This is a genomic window from Salmonella sp. 32031103-2018-00083-FB-01-SM-01 (assembly GCF_017571995.1).
In the GTDB taxonomy this organism is placed as follows: domain Bacteria; phylum Pseudomonadota; class Gammaproteobacteria; order Enterobacterales; family Enterobacteriaceae; genus Salmonella; species Salmonella enterica.
On the sequence record NZ_JAGEQL010000005.1, the window covers coordinates 85736 to 111445 of the forward strand.

General features: G+C 53.2%; 20 protein-coding genes and 1 pseudogene. 7 read left to right on the forward strand and 14 right to left on the reverse strand.

Annotated features, from left to right (window positions below; genetic code table 11):
- Positions 1-25: 25 nt before the first annotated feature.
- The 6 genes from glgP to asd all read right to left on the reverse strand — a co-directional run bounded on the left by glgP (position 26) and on the right by asd (position 10879).
- Positions 26-2473 (reverse strand): glycogen phosphorylase, encoded by a 2448-nt coding sequence (gene glgP, locus J4614_RS15435; RefSeq protein ID WP_000993424.1) that lies wholly within the window; start codon positions 2471-2473, stop codon positions 26-28.
- Between the two features lie 19 nt (positions 2474-2492).
- Complete coding sequence (gene glgA, locus J4614_RS15440) at positions 2493-3926, reverse strand: glycogen synthase GlgA (protein WP_001197669.1); 1434 nt, start codon at positions 3924-3926, stop codon at positions 2493-2495.
- Complete coding sequence (gene glgC, locus J4614_RS15445) at positions 3926-5221, reverse strand: glucose-1-phosphate adenylyltransferase (protein ID WP_000253995.1); 1296 nt, start codon at positions 5219-5221, stop codon at positions 3926-3928. Before glgC ends, glgA begins: the two co-directional genes overlap by 1 nt.
- A gap of 14 nt (positions 5222-5235) precedes the next feature.
- A complete protein-coding gene (gene glgX, locus J4614_RS15450) occupies positions 5236-7212 on the reverse strand; it encodes a glycogen debranching protein GlgX (protein ID WP_208293230.1) in 1977 nt (658 codons plus the stop codon).
- Positions 7209-9395, reverse strand: coding sequence for a 1,4-alpha-glucan branching enzyme (gene glgB / locus J4614_RS15455; RefSeq protein ID WP_000098558.1), 2187 nt, complete (start codon positions 9393-9395; stop codon positions 7209-7211). Before glgB ends, glgX begins: the two co-directional genes overlap by 4 nt.
- Before the next feature lie 377 nt (positions 9396-9772).
- Positions 9773-10879, reverse strand: a complete 1107-nt coding sequence (gene asd / locus J4614_RS15460; protein WP_000799940.1) for an aspartate-semialdehyde dehydrogenase — start codon at positions 10877-10879, stop codon at positions 9773-9775.
- Positions 10880-11005: 126 nt separating this feature from the next.
- Here asd and J4614_RS15465 point away from each other — a divergent pair.
- A pseudogene (locus tag J4614_RS15465) lies at positions 11006-11380 on the forward strand (MarC family protein); the annotation flags it as partial.
- On the opposite strand, the gene gntU reads toward J4614_RS15465, so the two are convergent.
- The 5 genes from gntU to J4614_RS15490 form a co-directional block, all read right to left on the reverse strand.
- Positions 11303-12643, reverse strand: coding sequence for a gluconate transporter (gene gntU, locus J4614_RS15470; RefSeq protein WP_000105950.1), 1341 nt, complete (start codon positions 12641-12643; stop codon positions 11303-11305). The pseudogene J4614_RS15465 and the gene gntU overlap by 78 nt on opposite strands.
- The gene (gene gntK, locus J4614_RS15475; RefSeq protein ID WP_000108342.1) at positions 12640-13173 is read right to left on the reverse strand and encodes a gluconokinase; all 534 of its coding nucleotides are present in this window, start codon (positions 13171-13173) and stop codon (positions 12640-12642) included. Before gntK ends, gntU begins: the two co-directional genes overlap by 4 nt.
- Positions 13174-13311: 138 nt before the next feature.
- The gene (gene gntR / locus J4614_RS15480; protein WP_000730239.1) at positions 13312-14307 is read right to left on the reverse strand and encodes a gluconate operon transcriptional repressor GntR; all 996 of its coding nucleotides are present in this window, start codon (positions 14305-14307) and stop codon (positions 13312-13314) included.
- Positions 14308-14436: 129 nt separating this feature from the next.
- Positions 14437-15132, reverse strand: coding sequence for a pirin family protein (locus J4614_RS15485; protein ID WP_000639793.1), 696 nt, complete (start codon positions 15130-15132; stop codon positions 14437-14439).
- 123 nt (positions 15133-15255) lie between these two features.
- Positions 15256-16293, reverse strand: coding sequence for an oxidoreductase (locus J4614_RS15490; RefSeq protein ID WP_208293231.1), 1038 nt, complete (start codon positions 16291-16293; stop codon positions 15256-15258).
- A 466-nt stretch (positions 16294-16759) separates the two neighbouring features.
- On the opposite strand from J4614_RS15490, the gene yhhY reads away from it, so the two are divergent.
- The 5 genes from yhhY to J4614_RS15515 all read left to right on the forward strand — a co-directional run bounded on the left by yhhY (position 16760) and on the right by J4614_RS15515 (position 21560).
- Positions 16760-17248 carry an N-acetyltransferase gene (gene yhhY / locus J4614_RS15495; protein ID WP_080191471.1) on the forward strand — a complete coding sequence of 163 codons (489 nt, stop codon included), beginning with the start codon at positions 16760-16762 and terminating at the stop codon, positions 17246-17248.
- A 264-nt stretch (positions 17249-17512) separates the two neighbouring features.
- A complete protein-coding gene (locus tag J4614_RS15500; protein ID WP_023181724.1) occupies positions 17513-18727 on the forward strand; it encodes a PfkB family carbohydrate kinase in 1215 nt (404 codons plus the stop codon).
- Positions 18728-18742: 15 nt separating this feature from the next.
- Entirely contained in the window at positions 18743-19504 is a 762-nt protein-coding gene (locus tag J4614_RS15505; protein WP_039513560.1) for a glutamine amidotransferase, read from the forward strand.
- Positions 19505-19557: 53 nt separating this feature from the next.
- Positions 19558-20529, forward strand: a complete 972-nt coding sequence (locus J4614_RS15510; protein WP_001038948.1) for a DMT family transporter — start codon at positions 19558-19560, stop codon at positions 20527-20529.
- The gene (locus tag J4614_RS15515) at positions 20526-21560 is read left to right on the forward strand and encodes a phosphotriesterase (RefSeq protein ID WP_208293232.1); all 1035 of its coding nucleotides are present in this window, start codon (positions 20526-20528) and stop codon (positions 21558-21560) included. The genes J4614_RS15510 and J4614_RS15515 overlap by 4 nt, the downstream gene beginning before the upstream one ends.
- 44 nt (positions 21561-21604) lie before the next feature.
- Here the strand turns inward: J4614_RS15515 and ggt are convergent, their stop codons facing one another.
- A complete protein-coding gene (ggt, locus tag J4614_RS15520) occupies positions 21605-23347 on the reverse strand; it encodes a gamma-glutamyltransferase (RefSeq protein ID WP_000805104.1) in 1743 nt (580 codons plus the stop codon).
- A gap of 125 nt (positions 23348-23472) precedes the next feature.
- On the opposite strand from ggt, the gene J4614_RS15525 reads away from it, so the two are divergent.
- The gene (locus tag J4614_RS15525) at positions 23473-23889 is read left to right on the forward strand and encodes a DUF2756 family protein (RefSeq protein ID WP_000826034.1); all 417 of its coding nucleotides are present in this window, start codon (positions 23473-23475) and stop codon (positions 23887-23889) included.
- Positions 23890-23901: 12 nt separating this feature from the next.
- Here the strand turns inward: J4614_RS15525 and ugpQ are convergent, their stop codons facing one another.
- Together ugpQ and J4614_RS15535 are read right to left on the reverse strand one after the other, a co-directional pair.
- The gene (ugpQ, locus tag J4614_RS15530) at positions 23902-24642 is read right to left on the reverse strand and encodes a glycerophosphodiester phosphodiesterase (protein WP_000073548.1); all 741 of its coding nucleotides are present in this window, start codon (positions 24640-24642) and stop codon (positions 23902-23904) included.
- Positions 24639-25709, reverse strand: coding sequence for a sn-glycerol-3-phosphate import ATP-binding protein UgpC (locus J4614_RS15535; RefSeq protein ID WP_023220502.1), 1071 nt, complete (start codon positions 25707-25709; stop codon positions 24639-24641). Before J4614_RS15535 ends, ugpQ begins: the two co-directional genes overlap by 4 nt.
- Position 25710 lies beyond the last annotated feature (1 nt).

The window sequence follows — 25710 nt, forward strand, 5'->3', positions numbered from 1 at the left end:
ATATTAAGTCACATCGGAAAAATAATCACAACCGCACCGGATCAATATGCCAGATATTTTCGGCATACTCTTTGATGGTTCTGTCCGATGAGAAGTAGCCCATATTGGCAATGTTGAGCATCGCTTTCGTCGTCCACTCTTCCGGGCGACGATACAACTCATCCACCTTATCCTGGCAGTCCACGTAGCTGCGGTAGTCCGCCAGCACCTGATAGTGATCGCCAAAGTTAATCAGCGAATCTACCAGATCGCGGTAACGGCCTGGCTCTTCCGGATTAAAGACGCCGCTACCAATCTGCGTCAGTACCTGATGTAGCTCTTCATCTTTTTCATAATAGTCGCGAGGCTTATAACCCTGCCTGCGCAACGCTTCCACCTCTTCGGCAGTATTACCGAAGATAAAGATATTCTCCTCGCCGACATGCTCCTGCATCTCTACGTTCGCGCCATCCAGCGTACCAATGGTGAGCGCGCCGTTCAGGGCAAATTTCATATTACTGGTGCCGGAAGCTTCTGTTCCTGCCAGCGAAATCTGCTCAGACAGGTCGGCAGCGGGAATGATCACCTGCGCCAGGCTGACGCTGTAGTTCGGGATAAACACCACTTTCAGCTTGTCGCCAATCTGCGGATCGTTGTTAATCACTTTCGCCACGTCGTTGATCAGATGAATGATATGTTTTGCCATGTAATAGGCGGAAGCCGCCTTACCGGCAAAAATATTCACCCGCGGCACCCAGTCGGCCTCCGGATTTTCTTTAATGCGGTTATAGCGGGTAATGACATGCAGTACGTTCATCAACTGCCGCTTGTATTCGTGAATACGCTTAATCTGCACGTCAAATAACGCTTTAGGGTTTACCACCACATTCAGTTGTTGCGCTATCACTACCGCCAGCCGTTTTTTATTTTCCAGCTTCGCCTGACGCACCGCATGATTGACCAGCGGATAATCACAATGCTGTTTCAGCTCGCTGAGCTGACTAAGATCGGTACGCCAGGTACGACCAATATTCTCATCCAGCACGTCAGACAGCGGCGGGTTTGCCAACGCCAGCCAGCGGCGCGGCGTAACGCCGTTAGTGACGTTACAAAAACGGGTCGGGAAAATCTTCGCAAAATCAGCGAACAGCGACTGCACCATCAGGTTGGAATGGAGTTCAGAAACGCCGTTGACTTTATGGCTGACCACCACCGCCAGCCAGGCCATCCGTACCCGGCGACCGTTCGACTCATCAATAATCGACGCTCGTCCAAGCAAGCTGGTATCGTTGGGATATTGCTCCTGCAACGTTTTCAGGAAATAGTCGTTAATCTCGAAGATAATCTGCAGGTGACGGGGCAGAATCTTCCCCAGCATATCGACAGGCCAGGTTTCCAGCGCCTCGCTCATCAGCGTATGGTTGGTATAAGAGAAGACCTGACAGCACACCTCAAACGCGTCGTCCCAGCTAAATTTATGTTCATCAATCAGCAGACGCATCAGCTCCGGAATTGACAGCACCGGATGGGTATCGTTGAGGTGAATGGCGATTTTATCCGCCAGATTCTCATAGGTTTTATGCAGTTGATAATGACGGTGCAGGATATCCTGCACTGTCGCCGAGACCAGAAAATACTCCTGGCGCAAGCGCAGCTCGCGTCCGGAATAGGTGGAATCGTCCGGGTAGAGCACCCGTGAAACGTTCTCAGAGTGGTTTTTATCTTCCACCGCCGCAAAGTAGTCGCCCTGGTTGAATTTACCGAGGTTGATTTCACTACTGGCCTGCGCATTCCACAGCCGCAGTGTGTTAGTGGCGTCGGTGTCGTAACCGGGGATGATCTGATCATACGCGACGGCCAGAATCTCTTCCGTCTCAATCCAGCGTGCTTTTTTACCCTCCTGCTGAATGCGCCCGCCAAAAAGCACCTTATAGCGCGTATTGTGGCGCTTGAACTCCCACGGGTTGCCATATTCCAGCCAGTAATCCGGAGATTCTTTTTGCCGCCCGTCGACAATATTCTGCTTAAACATGCCGTAATCGTAGCGAATGCCATACCCGCGACCCGGTAATCCTAGCGTCGCCAGCGAGTCCAGGAAGCAAGCCGCCAGCCGTCCTAAGCCGCCGTTGCCAAGCCCTGGGTCATTCTCTTCATCGATCAGCTCTTCGAGATCTAAGCCCATGGCCTCCAGCGCGCCTTTAACGTCGTCATAAATGCCCAGCGAAAGCAGCGCGTTAGAGAGGGTACGACCAATCAAAAACTCCATCGACAGGTAATAAACCTGCCGGGTTTCCTGCGATAATTGGGCTCGATTAGAACGCAGCCAGCGCTCCACCAGACGATCGCGCACCGCGAACAATGTGGCGTTCAGCCATTCATGTTTATTGGCAATGACCGGGTCTTTACCAATCGTAAACATCAGCTTATAGGCAATAGAATGCTTAAGCGCCTCAACGCTGAGTGTGGGCGATGCATAAGTAAACGGAGCATTCATATAAATGATTCCTGGATGACTATTTCAAGCGATAGTACAGCTCGCGGTATGATTTCGCGGCAACTTGCCAGCTAAAATCCATCGCCATCGCCTGCCGTTGTACAAACCGCCAAAGCGAAGGCCGTGACCACAACACAAAAGCACGCCGAATCGCGCGTAGCAACGACCAGGCGTTACTGTCTTCGAAGACGAAACCGCTGGCGATACCGTCCGCCAGATTTTCCAGCGAACTGTCGGAGACCGTATCGGCCAACCCCCCGGTACGCCGCACCAGAGGCAGCGTGCCATACTTTAAGCCATATAACTGCGTTAAGCCGCACGGTTCGAAACGACTGGGCACCAGAATGACGTCCGCGCCGCCCATAATGCGATGCGAGAAAGCTTCGTGATAGCCGATCTGTACGCCAACCTGCCCTGGGTGTTCCGCCGCCGCCGCGAGGAACCCCTCCTGAAGCACCGGATCGCCCGCGCCGAGTAGCGCCAACTGCCCGCCCTGCTCCAGCAGCCCCGGTAACGCCTCCAGCACCAGATCCAGACCTTTCTGGTTGGTCAGACGGCTTACCACGGCGAACAGCGGCACTTTGTCGTTAACCTTCAACCCCATCGCAATTTGTAGCTGACGTTTGTTTTCCGCCTTCTCTTCCAGGGTATCGCGCGTGTAGCGCGACGCCAGCAGCAGATCGGATTCCGGGTTCCAGATCTTCTCATCCACGCCGTTCAGTATGCCGGACAAGCGCCCTTCCAGATGACGCTGACGCAGCAGGCCTTCCATACCATAAGCAAACTGCGGTTCGGTAATTTCACGCGCATAGGTCGGGCTCACCGCCGTAATATGGTCGGCATAGTACAAACCGGCCTTCAAAAAGGAGAGTTGTCCGTTGAACTCCAGCCCATGCATATTAAAGAATGACCACGGCAGTTCGATGTCATCCATATGCTTTGCATAAAACATGCCTTGATAGGCCAGGTTGTGTACGGTAAAGACCGATTTCGCCGGCCGCCCGCGCGCCGCCAGATAGGCGGGCGCCAGCCCGGCGTGCCAGTCATGGGCGTGCACCACGTCGGGGCGCCAGAATGGATCAAGTCCGCAGGCCATTTCACAGCCGACCCACCCTAACAGGGCAAAGCGCAGCACGTTATCGGTATAAGCATATAAATTCGTATCGTGATAGGGACTGCCTGGACGCTCGTACAGATGCGGCGCGTCGATCAGATAAATGCCCACGCCGTTATAATGCCCGAACAGCAGCGATATCTTACCGGCGAAAGTATCGCGGCGGCTCACCACATGCGCATCGGGTATCCCCCGACGGATATCGGGAAACCCTGGAAGCAGAACGCGAACATCAACACCATCCGCAATTTGTGCCGCAGGCAACGCGCCTATCACATCCGCCAGCCCCCCAGTCTTCAGCAGGGGGAACATCTCTGAACATACATGTAAAACCTGCATTATCGCTCCTGTTTGACCTGCAGTTTGCGCAGCATTTCACGCGTGACCAGTACAATACCTTCTTCTGAACGGTAGAAACGACGAGCGTCCTCTTCCGCATTTTCACCAATCACCATGCCTTCCGGGATAATACAGGCACGGTCAATAACACAGCGACGTAAACGGCAGGAGCGCCCTACCCAAACCTCAGGTAACAACACTGCCGAATCAATATTACAAAAAGAATTTATTCTCACCCGTGGGAAGAGCACAGATTGCACCACCACCGAACCGGAGATAATGCAGCCGCCGGAGACCAGCGAGTTCAGCGTCATACCGTGGCTACCGGAGCGGTCCTGCACGAATTTCGCAGGCGGTAGCGATTCCATATGCGTACGGATAGGCCAGTTCTGGTCATACATATCCAGCTCCGGCGTCACCGAGGCTAAATCCAGGTTCGCCTTCCAGTAAGCTTCCAGCGTACCTACATCGCGCCAGTACGGTTCGGCTTGTGGATCGGACTGCACGCAGGAGAGCGGGAAAGGATGCGCGTAAGCCATACCTTCGCGGGTGATTTTGGGGATAATGTCTTTACCGAAATCGTGGCTGGACGCGTCATCTTTATCGTCTGCCGCCAGCAATTCATACAGGTAATCGGCGTCAAAAACGTAAATGCCCATACTGGCCAGCGATTTGCTGGCGTCACCAGGCATTGCGGGGGGATTCGCCGGTTTTTCGACAAAATCAATAATCTTGTCGCTTTCATCGACCGCCATCACGCCGAACGCCGTCGCTTCTTTGATCGGCACCGGCATACAGGCCACCGTGCAACGCGCGCCCTTTTCAACGTGATCGATCAACATACGCGAGTAGTCCTGCTTATAGATATGATCGCCTGCCAGGATGACGACATATTCCGCTTTATAGCGACGAATAATATCCAGGTTCTGGGTCACCGCGTCTGCCGTGCCGCGATACCAGTTTTCGCCCTTCATACGCTGTTGGGCTGGCAGCAGATCGACAAATTCGTTCATCTCTTCGCTAAACAGTGACCAGCCGCGCTGAATATGCTGCACCAGCGTATGGGACTGATACTGAGTGATCACGCCGATACGGCGAATCCCGGAGTTCAGACAATTAGATAAGGCGAAATCGATGATGCGGAACTTCCCACCAAAGTGGACGGCTGGTTTGGCGCGTTTGTTCGTTAAATCTTTTAGACGCGTGCCGCGGCCGCCGGCCAGGATTAGGGCAACAGATTTCAATGGCAGCTGGCGCGCCAACATTACACGATCGTTCTTCTCTAAACTCACCATGATTAACTCCTTTTTTATCCTCTCTGGAACACACACAGTCCATGCGCAGGTCCCTGCCAGACCGCCGTTATCACCGGATTATCCTCTCCAGCGAATGGGGGAACGGCGCGCCATTCCCCTTCGGGTAAAACTATATCTGTCACCTCAAGCGTGGCATTTATCGCAATCAGAAAACGGTCCGACAACAGAATTTGCATCAGCTTAGGCCCGTTTTGCCACTCATCCGCACTCAAGGGTTGTGCTTTTTTATTCAGCCAACGCACGTTGCCATCGCCTTCTTCCCACCAGCTATTGCCGGTTAAAGCCGGTATCTGCTGACGCAAACGAATCAGCGCGGCGGTAAACGTGGTTAACCCACGGTTTGCCTGCTGCCAGTCCAGCCAGGTTAAGGCATTATCCTGACAGTAGGCGTTATTGTTGCCGTGCTGGCTATGGCCATGTTCATCGCCTGCCAGCAGCATCGGCGTTCCCTGAGAGAGCAGTAGCGTCGCCAGCAGGGCATGAATGCTGTCGCGCCGCCGCTCCATTAAATCAAGCGGACCGCCTAATCCTTCTTTACCATGATTGTCGCTGTAATTGCTGTTGGTGCCGTCGCGATTTTCCTCACCGTTCGCCTCATTGTGTTTCTGATTGAAACAGACGCAGTCCCGGAGCGTAAAACCGTCATGCGCCGTGAGCAGATTGACAGAGGCGCCGGGCGTGCGGCCATTGCGTTTAAACACATCGCTGGAAGCGGCGAAACGACAGGCAAATTCCCCCGTCGTCAGGTTACGCGGCAACCAGAATCGGCGGGCCGCATCGCGAAAATGATCGTTCCACTCGGCAAACGGTGGCGGAAAATTCCCGACCTGATAGCCGCCCTCGCCAATATCCCACGGTTCAGCAATCAGCTTGACCGTTGATAACACAGGACACGCTTTAATCGCGGCGAACAGCGGCGCATCCTGGCGAAACGTCGGCGTGCGCCCCATGACGGACGCCAAATCAAAACGAAAACCATCGACATGACAGGTTTCCACCCAATAGCGCAAACACTCGCACGCGTATTCCACCACGCCAGGATGGCTTAAATTGAGCGTGTTGCCGCACCCCGTCCAGTTGTGATAATCGCCATCGTCCCTTATCCAATAATAGCTACGGTTATCAATTCCGCGCAGGGAGAAGGTTGGACCGTCCAGATCCAGCTCGGCGCTATGGTTTAATACGATGTCCAGAATGACCTCAATCCCCGCGCGATGCAGCGCTTTCACCGCGTCGCGAAACTCGTCCAGCGCCGTCTCGGGCGAACTGGCCCAGGCGGGATGCAGCGCGAACATCGCCATCGGGTTATAACCCCAATAATTGGTCAGTCCCATACGTTGCAGGCGCGGCTCGCTGGCAAACTGCGCCACCGGCAACAGTTCCAGCGCCGTAATGCCAAGCTGTTTGAAATACGCCACCATGACCGGATGACCGAGCGCTTTATAGGTGCCGCGTCTCTCCTGGGGGAGTTCCGGATGCAGGTAGGTAAGCCCTTTGACATGCGCTTCATAGATGACCGTTTTTCCCCACGGCGTGCGCGGCGCGGCGTCATCTTCCCAGTCATAATGGTCGCTGATTATCACGCTTTTCGGCGCCACCGCCGCGTTATCGCGGTAGTCCGGTTCATCGTGTCCGCCGTGCAACAGCGGATGATCTTTTAGTTCGCCCTCCACCCGGCGCGCATAAGGATCAAGCAGTAACTTCGCCGGATTAAACCGATGCCCCTGCGCTGGTTGCCACGGGCCATGTACGCGATAGCCATAGCGCAAACCTGGCCTGGCGCCTGCCAGATAACCATGCCAGACATCGCCGCGACGTCCTGGCAGGTCATAGCGGCGCTCATTCCCTCGGGAATCAAAAACGCACAGCTCTACGCGCTCCGCATGGGCGGAAAAGAGCGTGAAATTCACGCCATGACCGTCATACGTTGCGCCATGCGGCGTTGCTTCGCCGATCGCAAGCTGCGTCATTCCCCCTCCCGCATCAGCCAGATCGTCGCCAACGGCGGTAACGTCAGGCTAAGAGAGTGCTGACGGCCATGGCTTTCGATCTCATCGCTGTGCACCACGCCGCCGTTGCCGGTGTTGCTACCGTGATAATGCATCGAATCAGTATTGAGAATTTCACGCCAGCGTCCCGGCTGGTTGATGCCAAAACGGTAGTCGTGGCGAGGAACGGGCGTAAAGTTGCTGGCGACGATGATCTCGTTACCGGCTTTATCACGGCGTACAAAAATCAGTACCGAGCGTTCATTGTCATCGACCACCAGCCACTCAAAGCCGTAAGCATCAAAATCCAGCTCATGCAACGCTTTATGGTGGCGATAGGTGTGGTTGAGATCGCGTACCAGACGCTGAACCCCGTGGTGCCAGTTATCGCCCCCCTCCAGCAAGTGCCAGTCGAGGCTGGCGTCATGGTTCCACTCGCGTCCCTGGGCAAACTCATTCCCCATAAACAGCAGTTTCTTGCCGGGGAAGGCCCACATCCAGCCATAGTAGGCGCGCAGGTTGGCGAATTTTTGCCACGCATCGCCCGGCATACGATCGAGAATGGATTTCTTGCCGTGAACCACCTCATCGTGCGACAGCGGCAGAACAAAGTTTTCGGTATGGTTGTACAACATACCAAAGGTCAGCTTGTCGTGATGATACTGGCGGTACACTGGGTCCAGCTTCATATAGTCCAGCGTGTCGTGCATCCAGCCCAGGTTCCACTTGTACCAGAACCCCAGGCCGCCCGTTTCCGGTGGACGCGTCACGCCAGAGAAGTCTGTCGACTCTTCCGCCATGCTGACCGCGCCGGGCACCTGCTCGCCAATAATGCGGTTGGTATTACGCAGAAACTCAATGGCTTCCAGGTTTTCACGACCGCCGAACTCGTTCGGTATCCACTCGCCCTCTTTGCGGCTGTAGTCGCGGTAGATCATAGAGGCCACCGCATCGACACGCAGCGCATCAATCCCAAAACGCTCCATCCAGTACAGGGCGTTGCCCACCAGATAATTACTGACTTCACGACGACCATAGTTGTAGATCAGCGTATTCCAGTCCTGGTGATAGCCCTCGCGCGGATCGCTGTGCTCATAGAGGTGGGTGCCGTCAAACTCCGCGAGGCTAAATTCATCGGACGGGAAATGGCCCGGCACCCAGTCGAGAATGACGTTAAGGCCCGCCGCATGGGCCGCATTGATGAAATAGCGGAAGTCGTCCCGCGTACCAAAGCGGCGGGTCGGCGCGTAGAGGCCGGTCGGCTGGTAGCCCCAACTGCCGTCAAACGGATGTTCGTTGACCGGCAAGAGTTCAAGGTGCGTAAAGCCCATCCATTTGGCGTAAGGCACAAGCTGATCCGCCAGCTCACGATAGCTCAGCCAGAAATTGTTATCCGTATGGCGGCGCCATGAACCTAAATGCACCTCATAAATCGAGATCGGCGCATCAAACTGATTGGCTTTTTGTCGTTCTTCGCTTGGCGTCACTTTCTCCGGCAGTCCGCAAATCATCGACGCCGTTTCCGGACGCATCTGCGCCTCAAAAGCATAGGGATCGGCTTTAATGCGCAGATTACCATTCGCATCAAGCAGCTCGAATTTATACAGTTGTCCATTATGCGCGCCGGGGATAAACAGCTCCCAAATACCGCTCTCTTTGCGCAGACGCATCGGGTGGCGACGCCCATCCCAATAGTTGAATTGCCCGACAACCGAAACGCGACGAGCATTAGGCGCCCAGACGGAGAAACGGGTGCCGGTGACGCCATCCATCGTATCGGCGTGCGCGCCCAGCGTTTCATAAGGACGCAGGTGGGTGCCTTCCGACAATAGCCAGACATCCATTTCCTGTATTAATGGACCAAAACGGTAAGGATCGTCGATGAGGTTCTGCTGTCCGTGCCAGGTCACGGCGAGCTGATAGCGAAAGAAATTTTTACGTCGGGGTAAAACGCCGCAGAAAAAACCGCGAGCGTCGAGACATTCCAGTTTGCCGACTTTACGTCCGGTTTTGGGTTCAATCACCCATACGTCGGTGGCGTCAGGTAATAGGGCGCGGACTTCTAGTCCGGCTTGGGTCTGGTGCATTCCGAGTACGGAAAAAGGGTCCGCAAAATGTCCTGCAATTAGCGCATTAATCACGTCTCTATCGATACGACTGGACATGGTTTGTCATCCTGTTTTGTGGCGTCACTCCATCTCACTGAATTCAACATCAGGTAGTGACACTTCTTTGACCTGAACGGCGCAGCACACTGTGCATCCTATCTGCGTCGTCCTACCTTCAGGTTAGGCTTAATACCCGTGGGATTAAGCTACCCTTAAAGAATAGCCAATGCTCTGCTTAACTCCTGATAAAAATGAAACATCTGCGTTTACTCCTGTATTACGCAAAAAAAAGGGTGACGATGCACCCTACATATCAATCTGACGTCTGCTTGCCGACTACACCTTATCTGGCGGATATTGCTGGATGGCGGCGCTGACACGCCTTATCCGGCCTACAGAACCACACGCAGGCCCGATAAGCGCTGCAATAGCTACTACGCCAACTGGCGCAGCATTCGACGCAGCGGCTCGGCGGCGCCCCATAACAACTGGTCGCCTACGGTAAACGCCGACAAGAACTCTGGCCCCATGTTCAGCTTACGCAGACGACCAACCGGCGTAGTCAACGTGCCGGTCACCGCCGCCGGGGTTAATTCGCGCATAGTGATATCACGATCGTTCGGCACCACTTTCGCCCACGGGTTATGTGCCGCCAGCAGTTCTTCCACCGTCGGAATGGATACCTCTTTTTTCAGCTTGATGGTGAACGCCTGGCTGTGACAGCGCAGCGCGCCGACGCGCACACACAAACCATCAACCGGGATCACAGAGGCAGTATTGAGGATCTTGTTGGTTTCCGCCTGGCCTTTCCACTCTTCGCGGCTTTGGCCGTTATCGAGCTGTTTGTCGATCCAGGGGATCAGGCTTCCCGCCAGCGGTACGCCAAAGTTATCAACCGGCAGCTCGCCGCTGCGGGTCAATGCCGTAACTTTGCGTTCAATATCAAGAATTGCGGAAGACGGCGTCGCCAGTTCATCGGCGACATGGCCATACAACTGACCCATTTGGGTTAACAGCTCGCGCATATGGCGCGCGCCGCCGCCGGAGGCGGCCTGATAGGTCGCGACGGATACCCAGTCAACGAGATTATGGGCAAAGAGACCGCCCAGCGACATCAACATCAGGCTAACGGTACAGTTACCGCCCACAAAGGTCTTCACGCCATTGTTCAGGCCGTCGGTAATCACGTCCTGGTTGACCGGGTCGAGAATAATAATGGCATCATCTTTCATGCGCAGCGTAGAAGCCGCGTCAATCCAGTAACCCTGCCATCCGCTTTCGCGCAGCTTTGGATAAATTTCGTTGGTATAATCGCCGCCCTGGCAGGTCACGATGATATCGAGCGCTTTTAGCGCATCCAGATCAAAAGCGTCCTGTAGCGTACCGGTGGAGGTGTCGCCGAAGGTGGGCGCCGCCTGTCCAAACTGGGAGGTAGAAAAGAAAACAGGGCGAATAGCGTCGAAATCGCGCTCCTCTACCATGCGTTGCATGAGAACAGAGCCGACCATTCCGCGCCAGCCGATAAAACCAACATTTTTCATAGCGTTTTTTTCCTGCAAAGAGATGTGCTGTGTATGCGCGCCAGTATCCTGTGGCGCATCCTTCACCATACAAAAAGCAGCCAAAGTCGCAAGTGAAATTAATCAATGATAGCGAAGCCATCAGTAATGCGACTTATCCTGCCTTACCGCGCAAGCAGAAAGTCCAGTGGCGATTATCAGGGAATTTGCGTTAGGAAGGGAATCATTTCCGTCGCTGTTTTATTGATCCTAATTATGGATCAGCGTAGAAATTTGCCTGCTTTTATGCGCGTACTGAAACATGGCGAGGCAAAATGTCGTTGGGCGATTGCCATGCACACCTCAATAAAAAAACCGGGTAGCGATTACGCCTTACCCGGCTTACGGTGTCGATATGTGCCCGTTTCCAGGCCCGGTAAGCACAGCGCCACCGGGCAACAAGACTCAGCTCAGCAGTTGGAAAGCAATCATTCCGACAATCGCGCCGACCGTGCCGAGGATAGTTTCCATCATCGTCCAGGTCTTCAGCGTCTGCGCTTCGGTCGCGCCGGTAAATTTACCGAACAGCCAGAAGCCGGCGTCGTTAACATGAGAAACCACAATTGAACCGCCGGCGATACAGATAGAGAGCGCCGCCATCTGCGCGCCGGAGAAATTCAGTTGCTCAATGACCGGCATCACCAGACCGACCGCGGTTAAACACGCCACGGTCGCGGAACCCTGAATGATGCGCACCGCCGCCGCCAGTACAAAGCAGGTAATGGCAATCGGCAGTCCCATACCGGTTAACGCTTCGCCCAGCGCCGGGCCGACGCCGGAGTCAACCAGTACCTGTTTGAACACCCCGCCTGCGCCAATCACCAGCAGAATAATGCCCGCCGGTTGCAGCGCGTGGCCGCAGATTTCCATCACTTTGTCTTTCGGCATCCCCTGACGCATCGCCAGGCCGTAAATCGCTACCAGACAAGCGACCAGAATCGCAGTGAAGGGGTGGCCGATAAACTCAAACCATTCGTAAGCGGTGGAACCTTCCGGCACAAAACGCGCGGCGATCGTTTTCAGTCCTACCAGCACCAACGGCAGCAGGATCAGCGACAGGCTGAAGCCGAAAGAAGGCATTTTGCCTTCGCCCAGATGCGGCTCGGTAATGTCGTCAGGAATACGCAGCTCAACGTAACGGCTGATAAAATTCCCCCACAGCGGCCCGGCGATAATCATGCCAGGAATGGCGGCGCACAGCCCAATCAGGATCATCCAGCCGAAATCAGCATGCATCTGGGAAGCCAGCAGCATCGGCGCAGGCCCAGGCAACAAAAACGCCGCGGCTGCCGCCACGCCCGCAAACAGCGGAATGACCAGCTTCACCAGGTTTGTGCCGGTATGACGCGCCATTGAGAACGCCACGCTTATCAGCAGCACAATCGCCACTTCAAAGAACAGCGGGAGCGCGCAAATCAAGCCGGCCAGGCCAATCGCATAGTGCGCGCGGTTATGGCCAAAGGATTTAAGCATCTTGACGGCTATCTGATCGACCGCGCCGGTTTCATGCAGAATTTTACCGAACATCGCCCCCAGCGCGACCACAATCGCCAGGAAGCCCAGCGTGCCGCCCATCCCTTTTTCCATGGTCGCGGCGATTTTATCAAGCGGCATCCCTGAAAAAAGCCCCGCGCCCATTGAGACGACCATTAACGCGACGAAGGCGTGCATACGCGCCTTCATCACGAGAAACAGCAGCAGTAAGACGGAACCGACGGCGGTTAAAACCAGTGTTAATGTACTCACAGCGTACTGCCTTTATTGATGACCTCAATGGTGCTCGCCACGACGCCTTCCAGCGGCTGGTCGATATCCACCACCAGAACATCGCGTTCGTCGGCACCCGGCTCTTGCAGCGTTTCAAACTGCGTCACCAGCATCTGGGTTTTGAAGAAATGACCTTTGCGCGCTTTCAGACGGCTTTCAATGACGTCGAAATCACCTTTCAGATAGATAAAGGAGAGGTTCGGGTTTCCCTCGCGCAGCAGGTCGCGATAGTGTTTTTTCAGTGCGGAACAGACGATCAGCGAGATTTTATTGGTACGCTGCATCGCGAAAGCGGCGTCGTTCAGCGCCTGCAACCACGGTTTGCGGTCATCATCATTCAACGGCTCGCCGGAGGCCATTTTTTCAATATTGCAGCGCGGATGCAGAAAATCGCCGTCCAGAAACGCGGCATGAAGCTGATGCGCCACGGCGCTTGCGACAGCGGATTTACCGCTGCCTGATACGCCCATCAGAACGTAAACGTGGTGATCATGATTAGTCGTGCTCAAAGCGGGCCCCCACTCTACAAGTTGCAAAATTTGTTACGGGTAACTGTTATCGGTAACATTGTCCAACCGCACCATTCACGACGCAATGACCATTCGTGCCAAAAGTGAATAAGTGTGAGCTACTTCAAAGTTGTCAGACTAAATAGATCCGCCCGGTGACAAGGTGAAACCTAAATCTAACATTTTCGGCGTGACCGTTTCGCCGCGAATGCGGGCCAACAGGCGTTCCGCGCCAATGCTGCCCATTCGCTCGCGCGGCGTCAGGACGCTTGCCAGACGCGGTTCCATCACCTGGCCGATGTCATGACCGTGGAACCCGGCGATCGCCATGTCGTCCGGGATTTTTAGCCCCAGGCGCTGGCATTCGAAGGCCGCCCCCACCGCCAGGTCATCGTTGGTGCAAAAAATACCGTCAAGCTGTGGGTATTCGCGTCGCGCCTGGCGCATGAGTTCGATACCGGAAGAGTAGGATGAAGATTGCTCCATCATCACACTGTAAGGAACCAGGCCTGCGTCCCGCATCGCCTGTTCATAGCCCTTCTGCTTGATGATAGTACGTTCGTCGAGGCGCGCCCCCAGATAGGCGATATGACGATGACCGCGCGCGATAATCGCGGCGGTCATCTGACGGGCGGCCTCGAAGTTGTCAAAACCAACGGCAATATCGAGACACGGCGACTGGCTGTCCATCAGTTCCACCACCGGAATCCCGGCGACTTCGATCATTTTTAAGGTGCGCGGCGTATGGGTACGCTCAGTGAGGATCAGGCCGTCGATATTCCAGGAGAGCATCGATTCCAGGCGCTCCTGCTCCATCTCCGGTTTATAGCCGTAGTGCGCCAGCATGGTTTGATAACCATGCGCGTCGGTGACAGCCTCAATGCCGCGTAACACTTCCGCAAAGACCTGGTTGGTTAAAGACGGCAGCAGAACGCCAATGGCGCGGCTGGTGGCGTTGGAAAGAATGTCAGGCGCGCGATTAGGAATGTACCCGAGCTCATCAAGCGCAGCCGCAATTTTACCCCGCAGCGCGACGGAGACCTGCTCCGGATTACGCAAAAAACGGCTGACCGTCATTTTGGTCACGCCCACACGGTCGGCCACATCCTGAAGTACGGGTCTTTTCTTTTTCATCGTCCTGAAAGGTATAAAAGGGATAGATTTGCCCAGTTTACCACGGACGTGCGGAATTAATGACAAACGATGAAAAGCCGGATGGCAACGCTTTCGCGTCTTATCCGGCCTACAAAAGGTTACAGCACGTTAGACTGGCGGCAAGTCAAACAACAACACTTCGCTGTCGCTGTCGGCATGAATCGAGATTGCCTGCTCATCCCAAATCGCCAGGCCGTCGCTGGTCGTCGCTTTGGTACCGTTAATGGTCACGTTACCTTTTACCACCTGGATCCAGACGCGGCGTTCAGCGGCAATCTGATGCACCGACTGCTCATCTTTGAGCAGCGCCCAGCGGTACAGCTCCATATCCTGGTGGACCTTCAGCGAACCATCACGAGCATCTGGCGAAAGCACCAGTTGCTTGCCCTGCGCGGCGTCGAAGCGACGCTGTTCGTAGCGCGGCGTGATGCCGGTTTCTTGCGGAATGACCCAGATCTGATACAGCCGCAGACGATCCGTTTTGCTCGGGTTGTACTCGGAGTGGCGAACGCCGGTCCCGGCGCTCATAATCTGGAATTCACCGGCCGGAACCTGTTCTTTATTGCCCATACTGTCCTGGTGTTCTACGGCACCTTCCAGCACATAGGTCAAAATTTCCATGTCTTTATGCGGATGCGTGCCGAACCCCTGGCCTGCGTCGATCACATCGTCGTTAATCACACGCAGCGCCGAGAACCCCATAAAGTTCGGATCGTAATAATCGGCAAAAGAAAAAGTATGCCAGGAGTCAAGCCAGCCATGATTCGCATGACCGCGGTCGTTTGCTTTGCGTAAGTAGATCATTGTATTCACCCCCAGATGTTTTCGATGGAATAAGTGTGGACTCATTCCGTCCGGGATCATAGAGGGTGAAAATTGACTCCTCTGTTCAAAAAATATGAATAAGCGCAGAGGAGTCTGTAATGGCTATTTAGCGAGGGTTATCGTCGTAGGCGATGCCTGTTCGAAAGCACGTTCGAGGATTTCCAGATTGGTAAGAACTTCAGATTCCTTGACGTAATTAGGCATACCGACGGTCAACGTCTGGTACAGCGCATCATAAACACGACCATAGTCACCCGTTTCCGGTTTCACCTCTTCTTTCACCGTAACGCCGTCGTCATTGACATACTCCAGCACACCGACGGATTCGTCAGCGGCGAAACCGGGTTCACCGGGCATAATGTTCGCTTTCAGGCTGGTTTCTTGTTGATCGATACCGTACTTCACAAACGAACCTTTAGTCCCATGCACGATAAATTTCGGGTAATCAATTTTCACCAGATGGCTGGTTTTAACGATAGCCTTCAAATCGCCATAAAACAGTTGCGCTTCAAAGGTGTCATCCGGATTCGCTTTATTACGCAGGCTACGAATGTCATACGCGACATGATCCGGGCGGCCAAATAGCGAAATAATTTGATCCATGGTGTGGACGCCAAGTCCGTAGAAAGCGCCATCCTGCGGCAGGCCCGGTTTGGTTTCCGCCACGGGTCGGTAGTAGTCAAAATGGCTTTCAACTTCGACAATCTTGCCCAGTTTCCCGCTCTCAATCGCTTTTTTAGCCGTGAGAAAACAGGAATCAAAACGCCGATTCTGATATGGCGTGACGGTCAGTCCTTTGCTTCGCGCCAGGTCGAACAACACTTTTGCCTGCGCCAGCGTCGGCGTGAAAGGTTTCTCAACCAGCACATTTTTACCCGCTTCCAGCGCGCGTTTGGCGTATTCGAAATGGCTGTCAGCATGCGTACAGACGATCACCAGTTTTACCTGCGGATCGCCCAACACCTCATCCAGATCGCTGGTGAAGTGAATATGTGAATACTGCGGCGCCTGCTCTTCCGGTTTAGCGTGACGACGGAAAATATGCGCGACATGCCAGGAATCTTTCCGATTCAGAACGTAGGGGAGATGGTAACGGGTGGTGCTTTTACCGAATCCAATAAATGCGCAGTGTAAGGTCATGAGACGATCCTTTTGAAGATGATTGTTTACACCATAGCGCAAAGCGTGAGGAGACTGAATGTTGGATTCTTTGACGGTGGCGGAGAAGACTTTTCGGGCCTACAAAAGCAGATGCCTCAAGATCGGCCGTCGGCGTCGCGGTCAGTTTGTTCACGGCAAGCGCGCAGGGCCCGGAGCGTACTAAATGTACGTGAGGAGCACGAGCACTTCCCGGGGACAAAATGACAAGTAAGCCAGGCTGAAACAAAACCCAAAAAAAAGCCAGCAAAAGCTGGCTAAAGTAATACTGGAAGCAATGTGAGCAATGTCGTGCTTTCAGGTTCTCCGTAGGGGTTCCCCTGAACGCACGGCAATAATAATCATTCTCATTCGCACTTGTCTACTTCTTTTTGCAAAAAAATGCGGTTGACGGAATTTTCTTTCTCAGCGAGTGTAAATACACAATTACCCCTGCAGGAGATAAGGAATGAGTGAAATAGTGATACGCCACGCTGAACCGAAAGATTACGACGCCATTCGTCAGATCCACGCCCAGCCGGAGGTGTATCACAACACGCTACAGGTTCCTCATCCTTCCCTCGAAATGTGGCAGGCGCGGCTAACCGAGCAAGCCGGGGTTAAACAACTGGTTGCCTGCATTGACGATATTGTCGTTGGCCATCTTTCTATTCAGGTCACCCAACGTCCCCGCCGCAGCCACGTGGCCGATTTTGGTATCTGCGTGGATGCCCGGTGGCACAATCGCGGCATTGCCAGCGCGCTGATCCGCACGATAATCGACATGTGTGACAACTGGCTGCGCGTCGAGCGTATCGAGTTAACGGTATTTGTTGATAACGAGCCCGCGGTGGCGGTGTATAAGAAGTACGGCTTTGAAATCGAAGGCACCGGTAAGAAATACGGCCTGCGCAACGGTGAGTACGTTGATGCGTACTTTATGGCGCGCGTGAAATAGCGCTTCCCCGCCCCACCCTGTGGGGCGAAACGTCACAAACCTTCACAACATTCCAGTTATTGCAACCTACTTCCCCTATATCAAAACAATAACCATCTGAACCGCATGGTTATTGCCGCTTTAAGCTTTATCACCGTTTTTTCCGTAATTTTAGCAATATCAATATTACATTTTTGTTTTTTTTTGGTTTCTGCCATCACTTTATGGTGACAATCACAACAATATACTCCTCCCGGGACTAATTTAACCACGGTGAGGTAAAAAATGAAATTTGAACGCCATCATAGAATATTGAAGGAACTCAGTATTTCGGGAGTTGTAAAAGTTTCAAATCTGGCGAAAAGTCTCAAGGTAACAAAGGAAACTATTCGTTCAGATCTCAATGAACTTGCCGGACAGGGATATCTTACTCGCTGTCATGGTGGTGCATTTATTACCCTTGATTCTCTTGATAACGTCGCAAAAAATGAAATTGCTTATGTGCTGGAAAAATATGAATCAGCGCAGAAAATAAAAAAAGGTCTCTCTGCCATGAAAAATAATGTATGTGTTATTGGCTCGTTCAATGTTGATATTATCAGTTATCTACCGAGATTACCCTCAACGGGAGAATCATTGCTGGCCGATAAATTTATTTTTTCACCCGGCGGTAAGGGATGTAATCAGGCATTAGCAGCAAGCTATGCCGACTCTGATGTGCATTTTATTACTAAAGTCGGCTCAGACCATTTTAGTGATTACGCCATTAATTTTATAAACTCATCAAAAATCCATAAAAGTGTTATCTACCAGACCAAAGAAACACAAACAGGTACAGCAACCATCATGGTGAATGGAGATACCGGAGATAACGTCATCGCTATCTACCCTGGCGCCAACATGACAATTTCCCCTGATGAAATCACCATTCAGAAAGAAGCCATTATTCATTCAGATATTGTTCTTGTCCAACTGGAGACGAATTACGAAGCGCTGCAGCAAACAATTCGTCTCGCACAAAAAAATGACATACCGGTCATCATCAATCCAGCGCCATACAATGACATGGTTAACACCATCATTGATAACATTGACTATATTACGCCAAATGAAACGGAAGCAGGCCTGCTGGCCAATATGGCGGTTAATGATATCGAATCAGCCAAATGCGCGGCCAAAATTATTCATCAGAAAGGCGTCAAAAATACCATTATTACATTAGGTAGCAAAGGTTCGCTTGCTTATGATGGCACACAATTCATCTATTCCCCGGCATTTCCGGCAGTTGTAAAAAATACGGCGGGAGCGGGTGACGCTTTCAATGGCGCCCTCGCATCTGGTCTTGCAAAAGGAAAGTCACTGGCATCCGCATTGTGCTACGCCAGCGCATTTGCCTCACTTGCGGTTGAAACGCCTAATGCCTCTGATATGCCGGAAAACGACTCCGTTCTTCATCGTATTCAGGGTTCACATTACAAACAAACTATCTCTACTCACTAAATCAAGGAGCAGACTATGAACAATACGCAGAAAAAACTAAAGGTGCTCTTTATTGGAGAATCCTGGCATATTCATATGATTCATTCAAAAGGTTATGACAGTTTCACCTCCAGTAAATATGAAGAAGGCGCTACATGGTTACTGGAATGCTTGAGGAAAGGCGGCGTTGATATTGATTACATGCCTGCCCACACGGTACAAATTGCCTTTCCAGAGAGTATTGACGAATTAAATCGTTACGATGTGATTGTTATTAGCGACATTGGTAGTAATACCTTCCTGTTGCAAAACGAGACATTTTATCAGCTAAAAATAAAACCAAACGCTCTGGAGTCCATTAAAGAGTACGTCAAAAATGGCGGTGGACTACTCATGATTGGCGGCTATCTGTCGTTCATGGGTATTGAGGCAAAAGCCAATTATAAGAACACCGTTCTTGCTGAGGTTCTGCCAGTTATTATGCTTGATGGCGATGACCGGGTAGAAAAGCCAGAGGGTATTTGTGCTGAGGCTGTCTCACCTGAACATCCTGTTGTTAACGGGTTCTCAGATTATCCGGTATTTCTTGGATATAACCAGGCCGTCGCCAGAGACGATGCCAATGTCGTATTAACAATAAATAATGACCCATTGTTAGTGTTCGGTGAATACCAACAGGGTAAAACCGCCTGCTTTATGAGCGACTGCTCCCCACACTGGGGAACCCAGCAGTTTATGTCATGGCCATTTTATACCGACCTGTGGGTCAACACGCTTCAATTCATCGCCAGAAAATAAAAAACAATGGAGTAACGAAAGTTACTCCTTTTATAAAATATAAGGATTGATGTATGAACAAGAATAAGTACTCAACCCCCTTACTGATGCTTGCCACCATCTTAGCCGGTATGCTTTCCCCGATGCAGTCTGCCGTTAATGGGCAGTTAGGACATTGGTTACAAGACGGTAATGCTTGTGCAGTAATCTCGTTTGCCAGCGGTCTGGTCGTCATGTTTTTTATTATTATTGCGCGCAAAGAAACACGCCAGCAATTCGCCTCAATCCCTACTCTGATTAAAAAGAGAAAAATCCCGCTATGGAATTGGTTTGCAGGATTATGCGGGGCGATGGTTGTATTTTCTGAAGGCGCATCTGCCAGCGCGCTGGGCGTTGCCACCTTTCAAACGGCATTAATTTCCGCTCTGCTCCTTTCCGGCCTGCTGTGCGACCGTTTTGGCATCGGTGTGGAGGAGAAGAAATATTTTACGCCATGGCGCATTACTGGCGCATTGTTCGCCGTTATCGCCACCATTTTTGTCGTGTCGCCACAGTGGCACTCAACCTCGTTTATCCTGCTCGCTATCCTCCCCTTTTTGGCAGGGTTACTCGCTGGCTGGCAGCCTGCAGGGAATGCGAAAGTCGCCGAGGCAACGGGCTCCATGCTGGTGTCCATTACATGGAACTTCATCGTCGGCTTTTGTGTCCTGGGCGCGGCGCTGGCGATACGTATCGCATTAGGCCATGTCACCATCCAGTTACCCGATACATGGTGGATGTATCTCGGTGGTCCGCTGGGTCTGCTGTCCATCGGGCTAATGGCGATTCTGGTGAGAGGCTTAGGGCTATTGATGCTGGGCGTAGCGTCAACAGCAGGCCAACTGCTTGGCTCAGTGCTAATTGATGAATTGATCCCTTCATTAGGCAATACGGTCTACCTGGTCACCATCATCGGTACGCTGTTCGCGTTAGTCGGTGCGATTGTGACCACCATCCCTGAATACAGAGCATCCAAAATGGCGCAAAGAATAGAGGTGTCAGAATGAAAGGTTTCCTGCAAACCGTAACAGGCCCGGTGGCGCATACGGATATGGGGCTGACGCTACCGCATGAACATCTGTTTAACGATCTGTCTTCGGTCGTAGACGAGCCACATTATGCTTTTTCACAGCAACTGGTGGGAAAGAAAGTCAGTGCTGACCTGCAGTGGGGGCTGAAACACGACCCATACTGCTGCGCCGATAACATGGACCGCAAAGAGATTGATGATGTTATCTTCGAAATCAATAACTTTATGTCTTTGGGCGGCAGGACGATTGTCGACGCCACCGGATCAGAATCCATTGGACGGGACGCCTCAGCGCTGCGAGAAGTTGCCTTAAAAACGGGTTTGAATATCGTTGCGTCATCCGGACCTTATCTGGAGAAATTTGAAAGCACCCGGATCCATAAACCTGTTGAGCTGTTAGCCTCACTCATTGATAAAGAACTGAATCAGGGTATTGGCGAGACGGATATTCGCGCGGGCATGATCGGTGAAATCGGCGTATCTCCCGCGTTTACCCAAGCGGAGCGTAACAGCCTGCGGGCAGCGTCTCTGGCACAATGTAACAACCCCCACACGGCGATGAATATCCATATGCCAGGGTGGCTGCGACTGGGTGATGAGGTGCTGGATATCATGCTGGAAGAAATGAACGTCTCTCCGGCAAAAGTCTCGCTGGCGCATTCGGACCCTTCAGGAAAAGATGTCGTCTATCAACGTAAAATGCTCGACCGTGGCGTATGGCTTGAATTTGACATGATTGGTCTGGACATCACCTTCCCAAAAGAAGGTGTCGCGCCGGGCGTTCAGGAGACCGCAGATGCAGTAGCGAATCTGATTGCACTGGGTTACGCCGACCAAATCGTTTTAAGCCATGATGTTTTTCTCAAACAGATGTGGGCGAAAAATGGCGGAAATGGCTGGGGGTTTGTCCCGAATGTCTTCCTCGCCTATCTGGCTGCTCGCGGAGTAGACAACGATACTCTGCGCAAGCTTTGTATTGATAATCCAGCCCGATTACTCACGGCATAATCTGCAAATAGCCCGGTGTCTGACACCGGGCCTGGAATTAAAAATCAGTATCCCGCCGTTAAATCATCCACCGAACGCGGGTCAGACGCGCCGTACAGTTCGCCATCCGGTCCAACCATAATACTTTGGGTGCTGCCCATCGCTTCTTTCAGCGCGACTTTCTGCCCTTTCTGTTCCAGCAACTTCAGCGTATCGGGGCTGAAGCCCTTTTCTACCCGCAGTTCGTCCGGCAACCATTGATGATGGAAACGCGGCGCGTTGGTCGCTTCGGCGACGTTCATGCCAAAATCAATGCTGTTCACTACCATTTGCAGCACGGTAGTGATGATTCGACTCCCGCCAGGGCTGCCGGTCACCAGCCAGGTTTTGCCATCTTTAACGACGATAGTCGGCGACATCGACGACAGCGGACGCTTCTTCGGACCGACCGCGTTAGCATCGCCGCCCACCAGGCCATAAACATTAGGTACACCGGGTTTAGCAGAAAAATCATCCATTTGATTATTCAGCAGAATACCGGTATTTCCCGCCACAATTCCTGTGCCGAAGGTGGTGTTCAGGGTATAGGTCACCGCCACAGCATTGCCGTCTTTATCCACCACCGAGAAGTGGGTGGTCTGGTTGCTTTCATACGGGGCGAGCTTGCCCGGTTTGATCTGACTGGAAGGTTTTGCCTTATTAATATCAATTTGATCGGCCAACGTTTTTGCATAGGCTTTGTGGGTCAGCGCCTGCCACGGCACTTTCACAAAGTCCGGATCGCCCAGATACTCTGAGCGGTCAGCGTAGGCATATTTTTCCGCTTCCGCCATGATTTGCATGGCATCGGCGCTGCCAAAGTCGTACTTCTTCATGTCGAAATTTTCGAGGATATTCAGGATCTGTACGATGTGAATACCGCCCGAGGATGGCGGCGGCATGGAGAAGACCTGATACCCGCGATAGTCACCACTGATTGGCGTACGCTCAACGGCTTTATAGCTGGCTAAATCCTCTTTGGTCATCAGACCGCCGTTCTTCTGCATTTCCCCGGCAATCTGGTCGGCAATCGCCCCTTTATAAAACGCATCCGGGCCGTTTTCGGCAATCATTTCCAGGCTTTTCGCCAGATTCTTCTGGACCAGCTTATCGCCTTTTTTCAGCGGCTCGCCGTCTTTCCAGAAAATGACTTTGCTGTTCTCATGATTAGGGATCACTTCGCTGCCGTAAGTTTTTAAGTCGTCGGCCAGCGCATCGTTAACCACAAAACCCTCTTCCGCCAGCTTCATCGCCGGACGCACCACTTTATTCAGCGGCATCGTGCCGTATTTCTCCAGCGCCAGCGAGAACCCCGCCACGGTACCCGGCGTACCGGATGCCAGATGCGACGTCAGCGACTTTTTCGCATCGGCGTTACCCTGCTCGTCGAGGAACATATCACGGGTCGCGCCAGCAGGCGCCATTTCACGAAAATCAATCGCCGTAGTAGCGCCATCTTTAGTGCGCAGCAGCATAAATCCCCCGCCGCCCAGATTCCCGGCTTGCGGATGCGTCACAGCCAGCGCATAGCCCACGGCGACGGCGGCATCCACGGCATTACCGCCCTGCTTTAAGATATCCACGCCAACCTGCGTCGCCATTGCATCCACCGAGGCCACCATCCCTTGCGTCGCCCGCACAGGATGAAAGACATCTTCTTCAACACCATAGGAGACTGGCGGCGCGACGGGAGGATTGGCCACCGCGCTAAACGTCCCCCCGGCCAGCAGAGCGGCGATCGCCACCCAGCGCATAAACGTTGGTTTCATCGTTGTTTTTCTCCAGATAAATGGGTGTATGTCCCGTTTAATCCTGGTCCACAACGCTTAAAAAATCATCATCATGGCGAAATAGAGGTACACTTAAAAAGAGGCCTCATCGGGAGGAGACGACAATGAAACGCTTACTACTTATTACGGCTTTGTTACCCTTTGCTGTATTGGCCCAGCCAATTAATACACTCAATAACCCTAATCAGCCGGGTTATAAGATTCCCAGCCAGCAGCGTATGCAGACGCAGATGCAAACGCAGCAGATTCAGCAGCAGGGTATGTTGAAACAACAGATGCAAACGCAGGCTCGCAGCCAGCAGCAAAATCTACAGTCGCAGTTGAATGCCAATACGCAGCGGGTTCAGCAGGGACAGCCGGGCAACGGTATGCTCGGTCAGCAAACGCTGCCCAATACGCAGGGCGGAATGCTCAGCGGTAGCGGAAATCCGGACCGGATGCTAAACCATTCCCAGCCAATGTTGCAGCAGGGCAGCGGGACGCCGCAGCCTGACATCCCGCTGAAAACCATCAGCCCTTAAAACTGACGGCCCTTAAAACTGAAAGTGAGGGCCGATGTCATCAATGCGATCGGTGCAGATACAATCCACGCCCCAGCGCAGCAGCTCTGCCGCCCGCTGGGGCTGATTGACGGTATACACCAGAATCCGCAGACCCGCGGCCTTAATCTCTTGCACTCGCGTCTCATCGAGTAATTTATGGTTGAGATGGAGGGAAACACAGCCCAGACGGGTCGTCAGTTCACGCCAGTCTTCACGCCATTTATCCAGCAGTAACCCGCGCGGCAGTTCAGGTGCTGCCGCCTGCGCCGCTTCCAGCGCCTCTATCTCAAAGGAAGAAAGCAGCGGCGGCGTCATCCCGGCCCACAGTTCGCGGGCGGCCAACGCCACGACACGTCCTGTTAGCCTTCCGCTCCCCGTTGTCGGTTTTATCTCAATATTCGCCATCATGCCGTGTTTACGGCAGCGCTCCGCCACCTGCGAAAGCAACGGCAGCGGCTCGCCTTTAAATTCGCCGCTAAACCAACCGCCAGCGTCCACACGCAATAAATCCTGCCAGTTCAACTCGCCCGCCACGCCCCAACCGTTGCTGGTGCGCTCCAGGTTATCGTCATGCAGCAGGAAAATTTCGCCGTCTTTCGACAGCTTGGCATCAAACTCAATCATGGTGTGCCCGTATCGCGCGCCCACGTCAATCGCCGCCAGAGTGTTTTCCGGCGCCAGTTTACCGCCGCCGCGATGGGCGACAATGTGGGGATAAGGCCAGTTACTCATACACGTTGTCCTGTTTCGCCATCAAAAAGATGCCGCTGATGCTCCGGCAGATGCAGCCATAGCGTACTGCCCGCTGCCGGGCGCTGCTGATGCGCCAATCGCACCACCAGTTTCTGATCGCCCCAGCGCCCATGCGCCAGATTATCCGCGCCCAGAATCTCCAGCGTGTCTACCGTTAGCGGCACGCCGCCTTCCGCCTGCGAGCTTAACGCAATATGTTCCGGGCGGATACCCAGCGTCATTTTACGTCCGGCATGACCTAGATAGCCCGCACCAATCGGCAACGCCAGACCGCCAGGCAATTCGAAACGGTCGCCGGAAGCGCTGATAACGCCATCCAACAGGTTCATCGCCGGGCTGCCAATAAAGCTTGCCACAAAGCGACTGGCCGGTTTTTCATACACCTCTACCGGCGTGCCAATCTGTTCTGCGACGCCTTTATTCATCACCATCACCCGCTGGGCCAGCGTCATCGCCTCTACCTGATCGTGAGTAACATAGAGCGAGGTGGTACGAAGGCGACGATGCAGATGTTGTAACTCCAGACGCATCTGCACGCGCAGCTTGGCGTCGAGGTTAGAAAGCGGTTCGTCGAATAAAAAGACTGCCGGCTCGCGGACGATCGCGCGCCCCATTGCCACGCGCTGCCGTTGACCGCCGGAAAGCTCGCGTGGACGGCGTTTAAGCAGGCCGTCCAGCTCCAGAATGCGCGCCGCCTCCCGCACGCGTTCTTCAATATGCGCTTTGCTCATACCGCGAATTTTCAGCCCCCACGCCATGTTCTCCTCTACGCTCATATGGGGATAGAGAGCATAGTTCTGAAATACCATCGCGATGCCGCGATCTTTGGGCTCCATCTCGGTGACACGTTTGCGATCAATCCAGATATCGCCGCTGGTCACGCGTTCCAGACCGGCCACCATCCGCAACAACGTTGATTTGCCGCAGCCGGACGGCCCGACCATCACGATAAATTCGCCATCCGCCACGTCCAGCGTTAACGGTTGAATGACCTGGGTTTTACCGTCCCAGCTTTTGGTTACTGCCTGTAATTTCAGTCCTGCCATG

What these genes read in the sequence shown, in the direction of transcription:
- glgP (WP_000993424.1), bottom strand. Translation starts at nt 2,473, where the DNA reads ATGAATGCTCCGTTTACTTATGCATCGCCCACACTCAGCGTTGAGGCG.
- glgA (WP_001197669.1), bottom strand. Translation starts at nt 3,926, where the DNA reads ATGCAGGTTTTACATGTATGTTCAGAGATGTTCCCCCTGCTGAAGACT.
- glgC (WP_000253995.1), bottom strand. Translation starts at nt 5,221, where the DNA reads ATGGTGAGTTTAGAGAAGAACGATCGTGTAATGTTGGCGCGCCAGCTG.
- glgX (WP_208293230.1), bottom strand. Translation starts at nt 7,212, where the DNA reads ATGACGCAGCTTGCGATCGGCGAAGCAACGCCGCATGGCGCAACGTAT.
- glgB (WP_000098558.1), bottom strand. Translation starts at nt 9,395, where the DNA reads ATGTCCAGTCGTATCGATAGAGACGTGATTAATGCGCTAATTGCAGGA.
- asd (WP_000799940.1), bottom strand. Translation starts at nt 10,879, where the DNA reads ATGAAAAATGTTGGTTTTATCGGCTGGCGCGGAATGGTCGGCTCTGTT.
- gntR (WP_000730239.1), bottom strand. Translation starts at nt 14,307, where the DNA reads ATGAAAAAGAAAAGACCCGTACTTCAGGATGTGGCCGACCGTGTGGGC.
- J4614_RS15485 (WP_000639793.1), bottom strand. Translation starts at nt 15,132, where the DNA reads ATGATCTACTTACGCAAAGCAAACGACCGCGGTCATGCGAATCATGGC.
- J4614_RS15490 (WP_208293231.1), bottom strand. Translation starts at nt 16,293, where the DNA reads ATGACCTTACACTGCGCATTTATTGGATTCGGTAAAAGCACCACCCGT.
- yhhY (WP_080191471.1), top strand. Translation starts at nt 16,760, where the DNA reads ATGAGTGAAATAGTGATACGCCACGCTGAACCGAAAGATTACGACGCC.
- J4614_RS15500 (WP_023181724.1), top strand. Translation starts at nt 17,513, where the DNA reads ATGAAATTTGAACGCCATCATAGAATATTGAAGGAACTCAGTATTTCG.
- J4614_RS15505 (WP_039513560.1), top strand. Translation starts at nt 18,743, where the DNA reads ATGAACAATACGCAGAAAAAACTAAAGGTGCTCTTTATTGGAGAATCC.
- J4614_RS15510 (WP_001038948.1), top strand. Translation starts at nt 19,558, where the DNA reads ATGAACAAGAATAAGTACTCAACCCCCTTACTGATGCTTGCCACCATC.
- J4614_RS15515 (WP_208293232.1), top strand. Translation starts at nt 20,526, where the DNA reads ATGAAAGGTTTCCTGCAAACCGTAACAGGCCCGGTGGCGCATACGGAT.
- ggt (WP_000805104.1), bottom strand. Translation starts at nt 23,347, where the DNA reads ATGAAACCAACGTTTATGCGCTGGGTGGCGATCGCCGCTCTGCTGGCC.
- J4614_RS15525 (WP_000826034.1), top strand. Translation starts at nt 23,473, where the DNA reads ATGAAACGCTTACTACTTATTACGGCTTTGTTACCCTTTGCTGTATTG.
- ugpQ (WP_000073548.1), bottom strand. Translation starts at nt 24,642, where the DNA reads ATGAGTAACTGGCCTTATCCCCACATTGTCGCCCATCGCGGCGGCGGT.
- J4614_RS15535 (WP_023220502.1), bottom strand. Translation starts at nt 25,709, where the DNA reads ATGGCAGGACTGAAATTACAGGCAGTAACCAAAAGCTGGGACGGTAAA.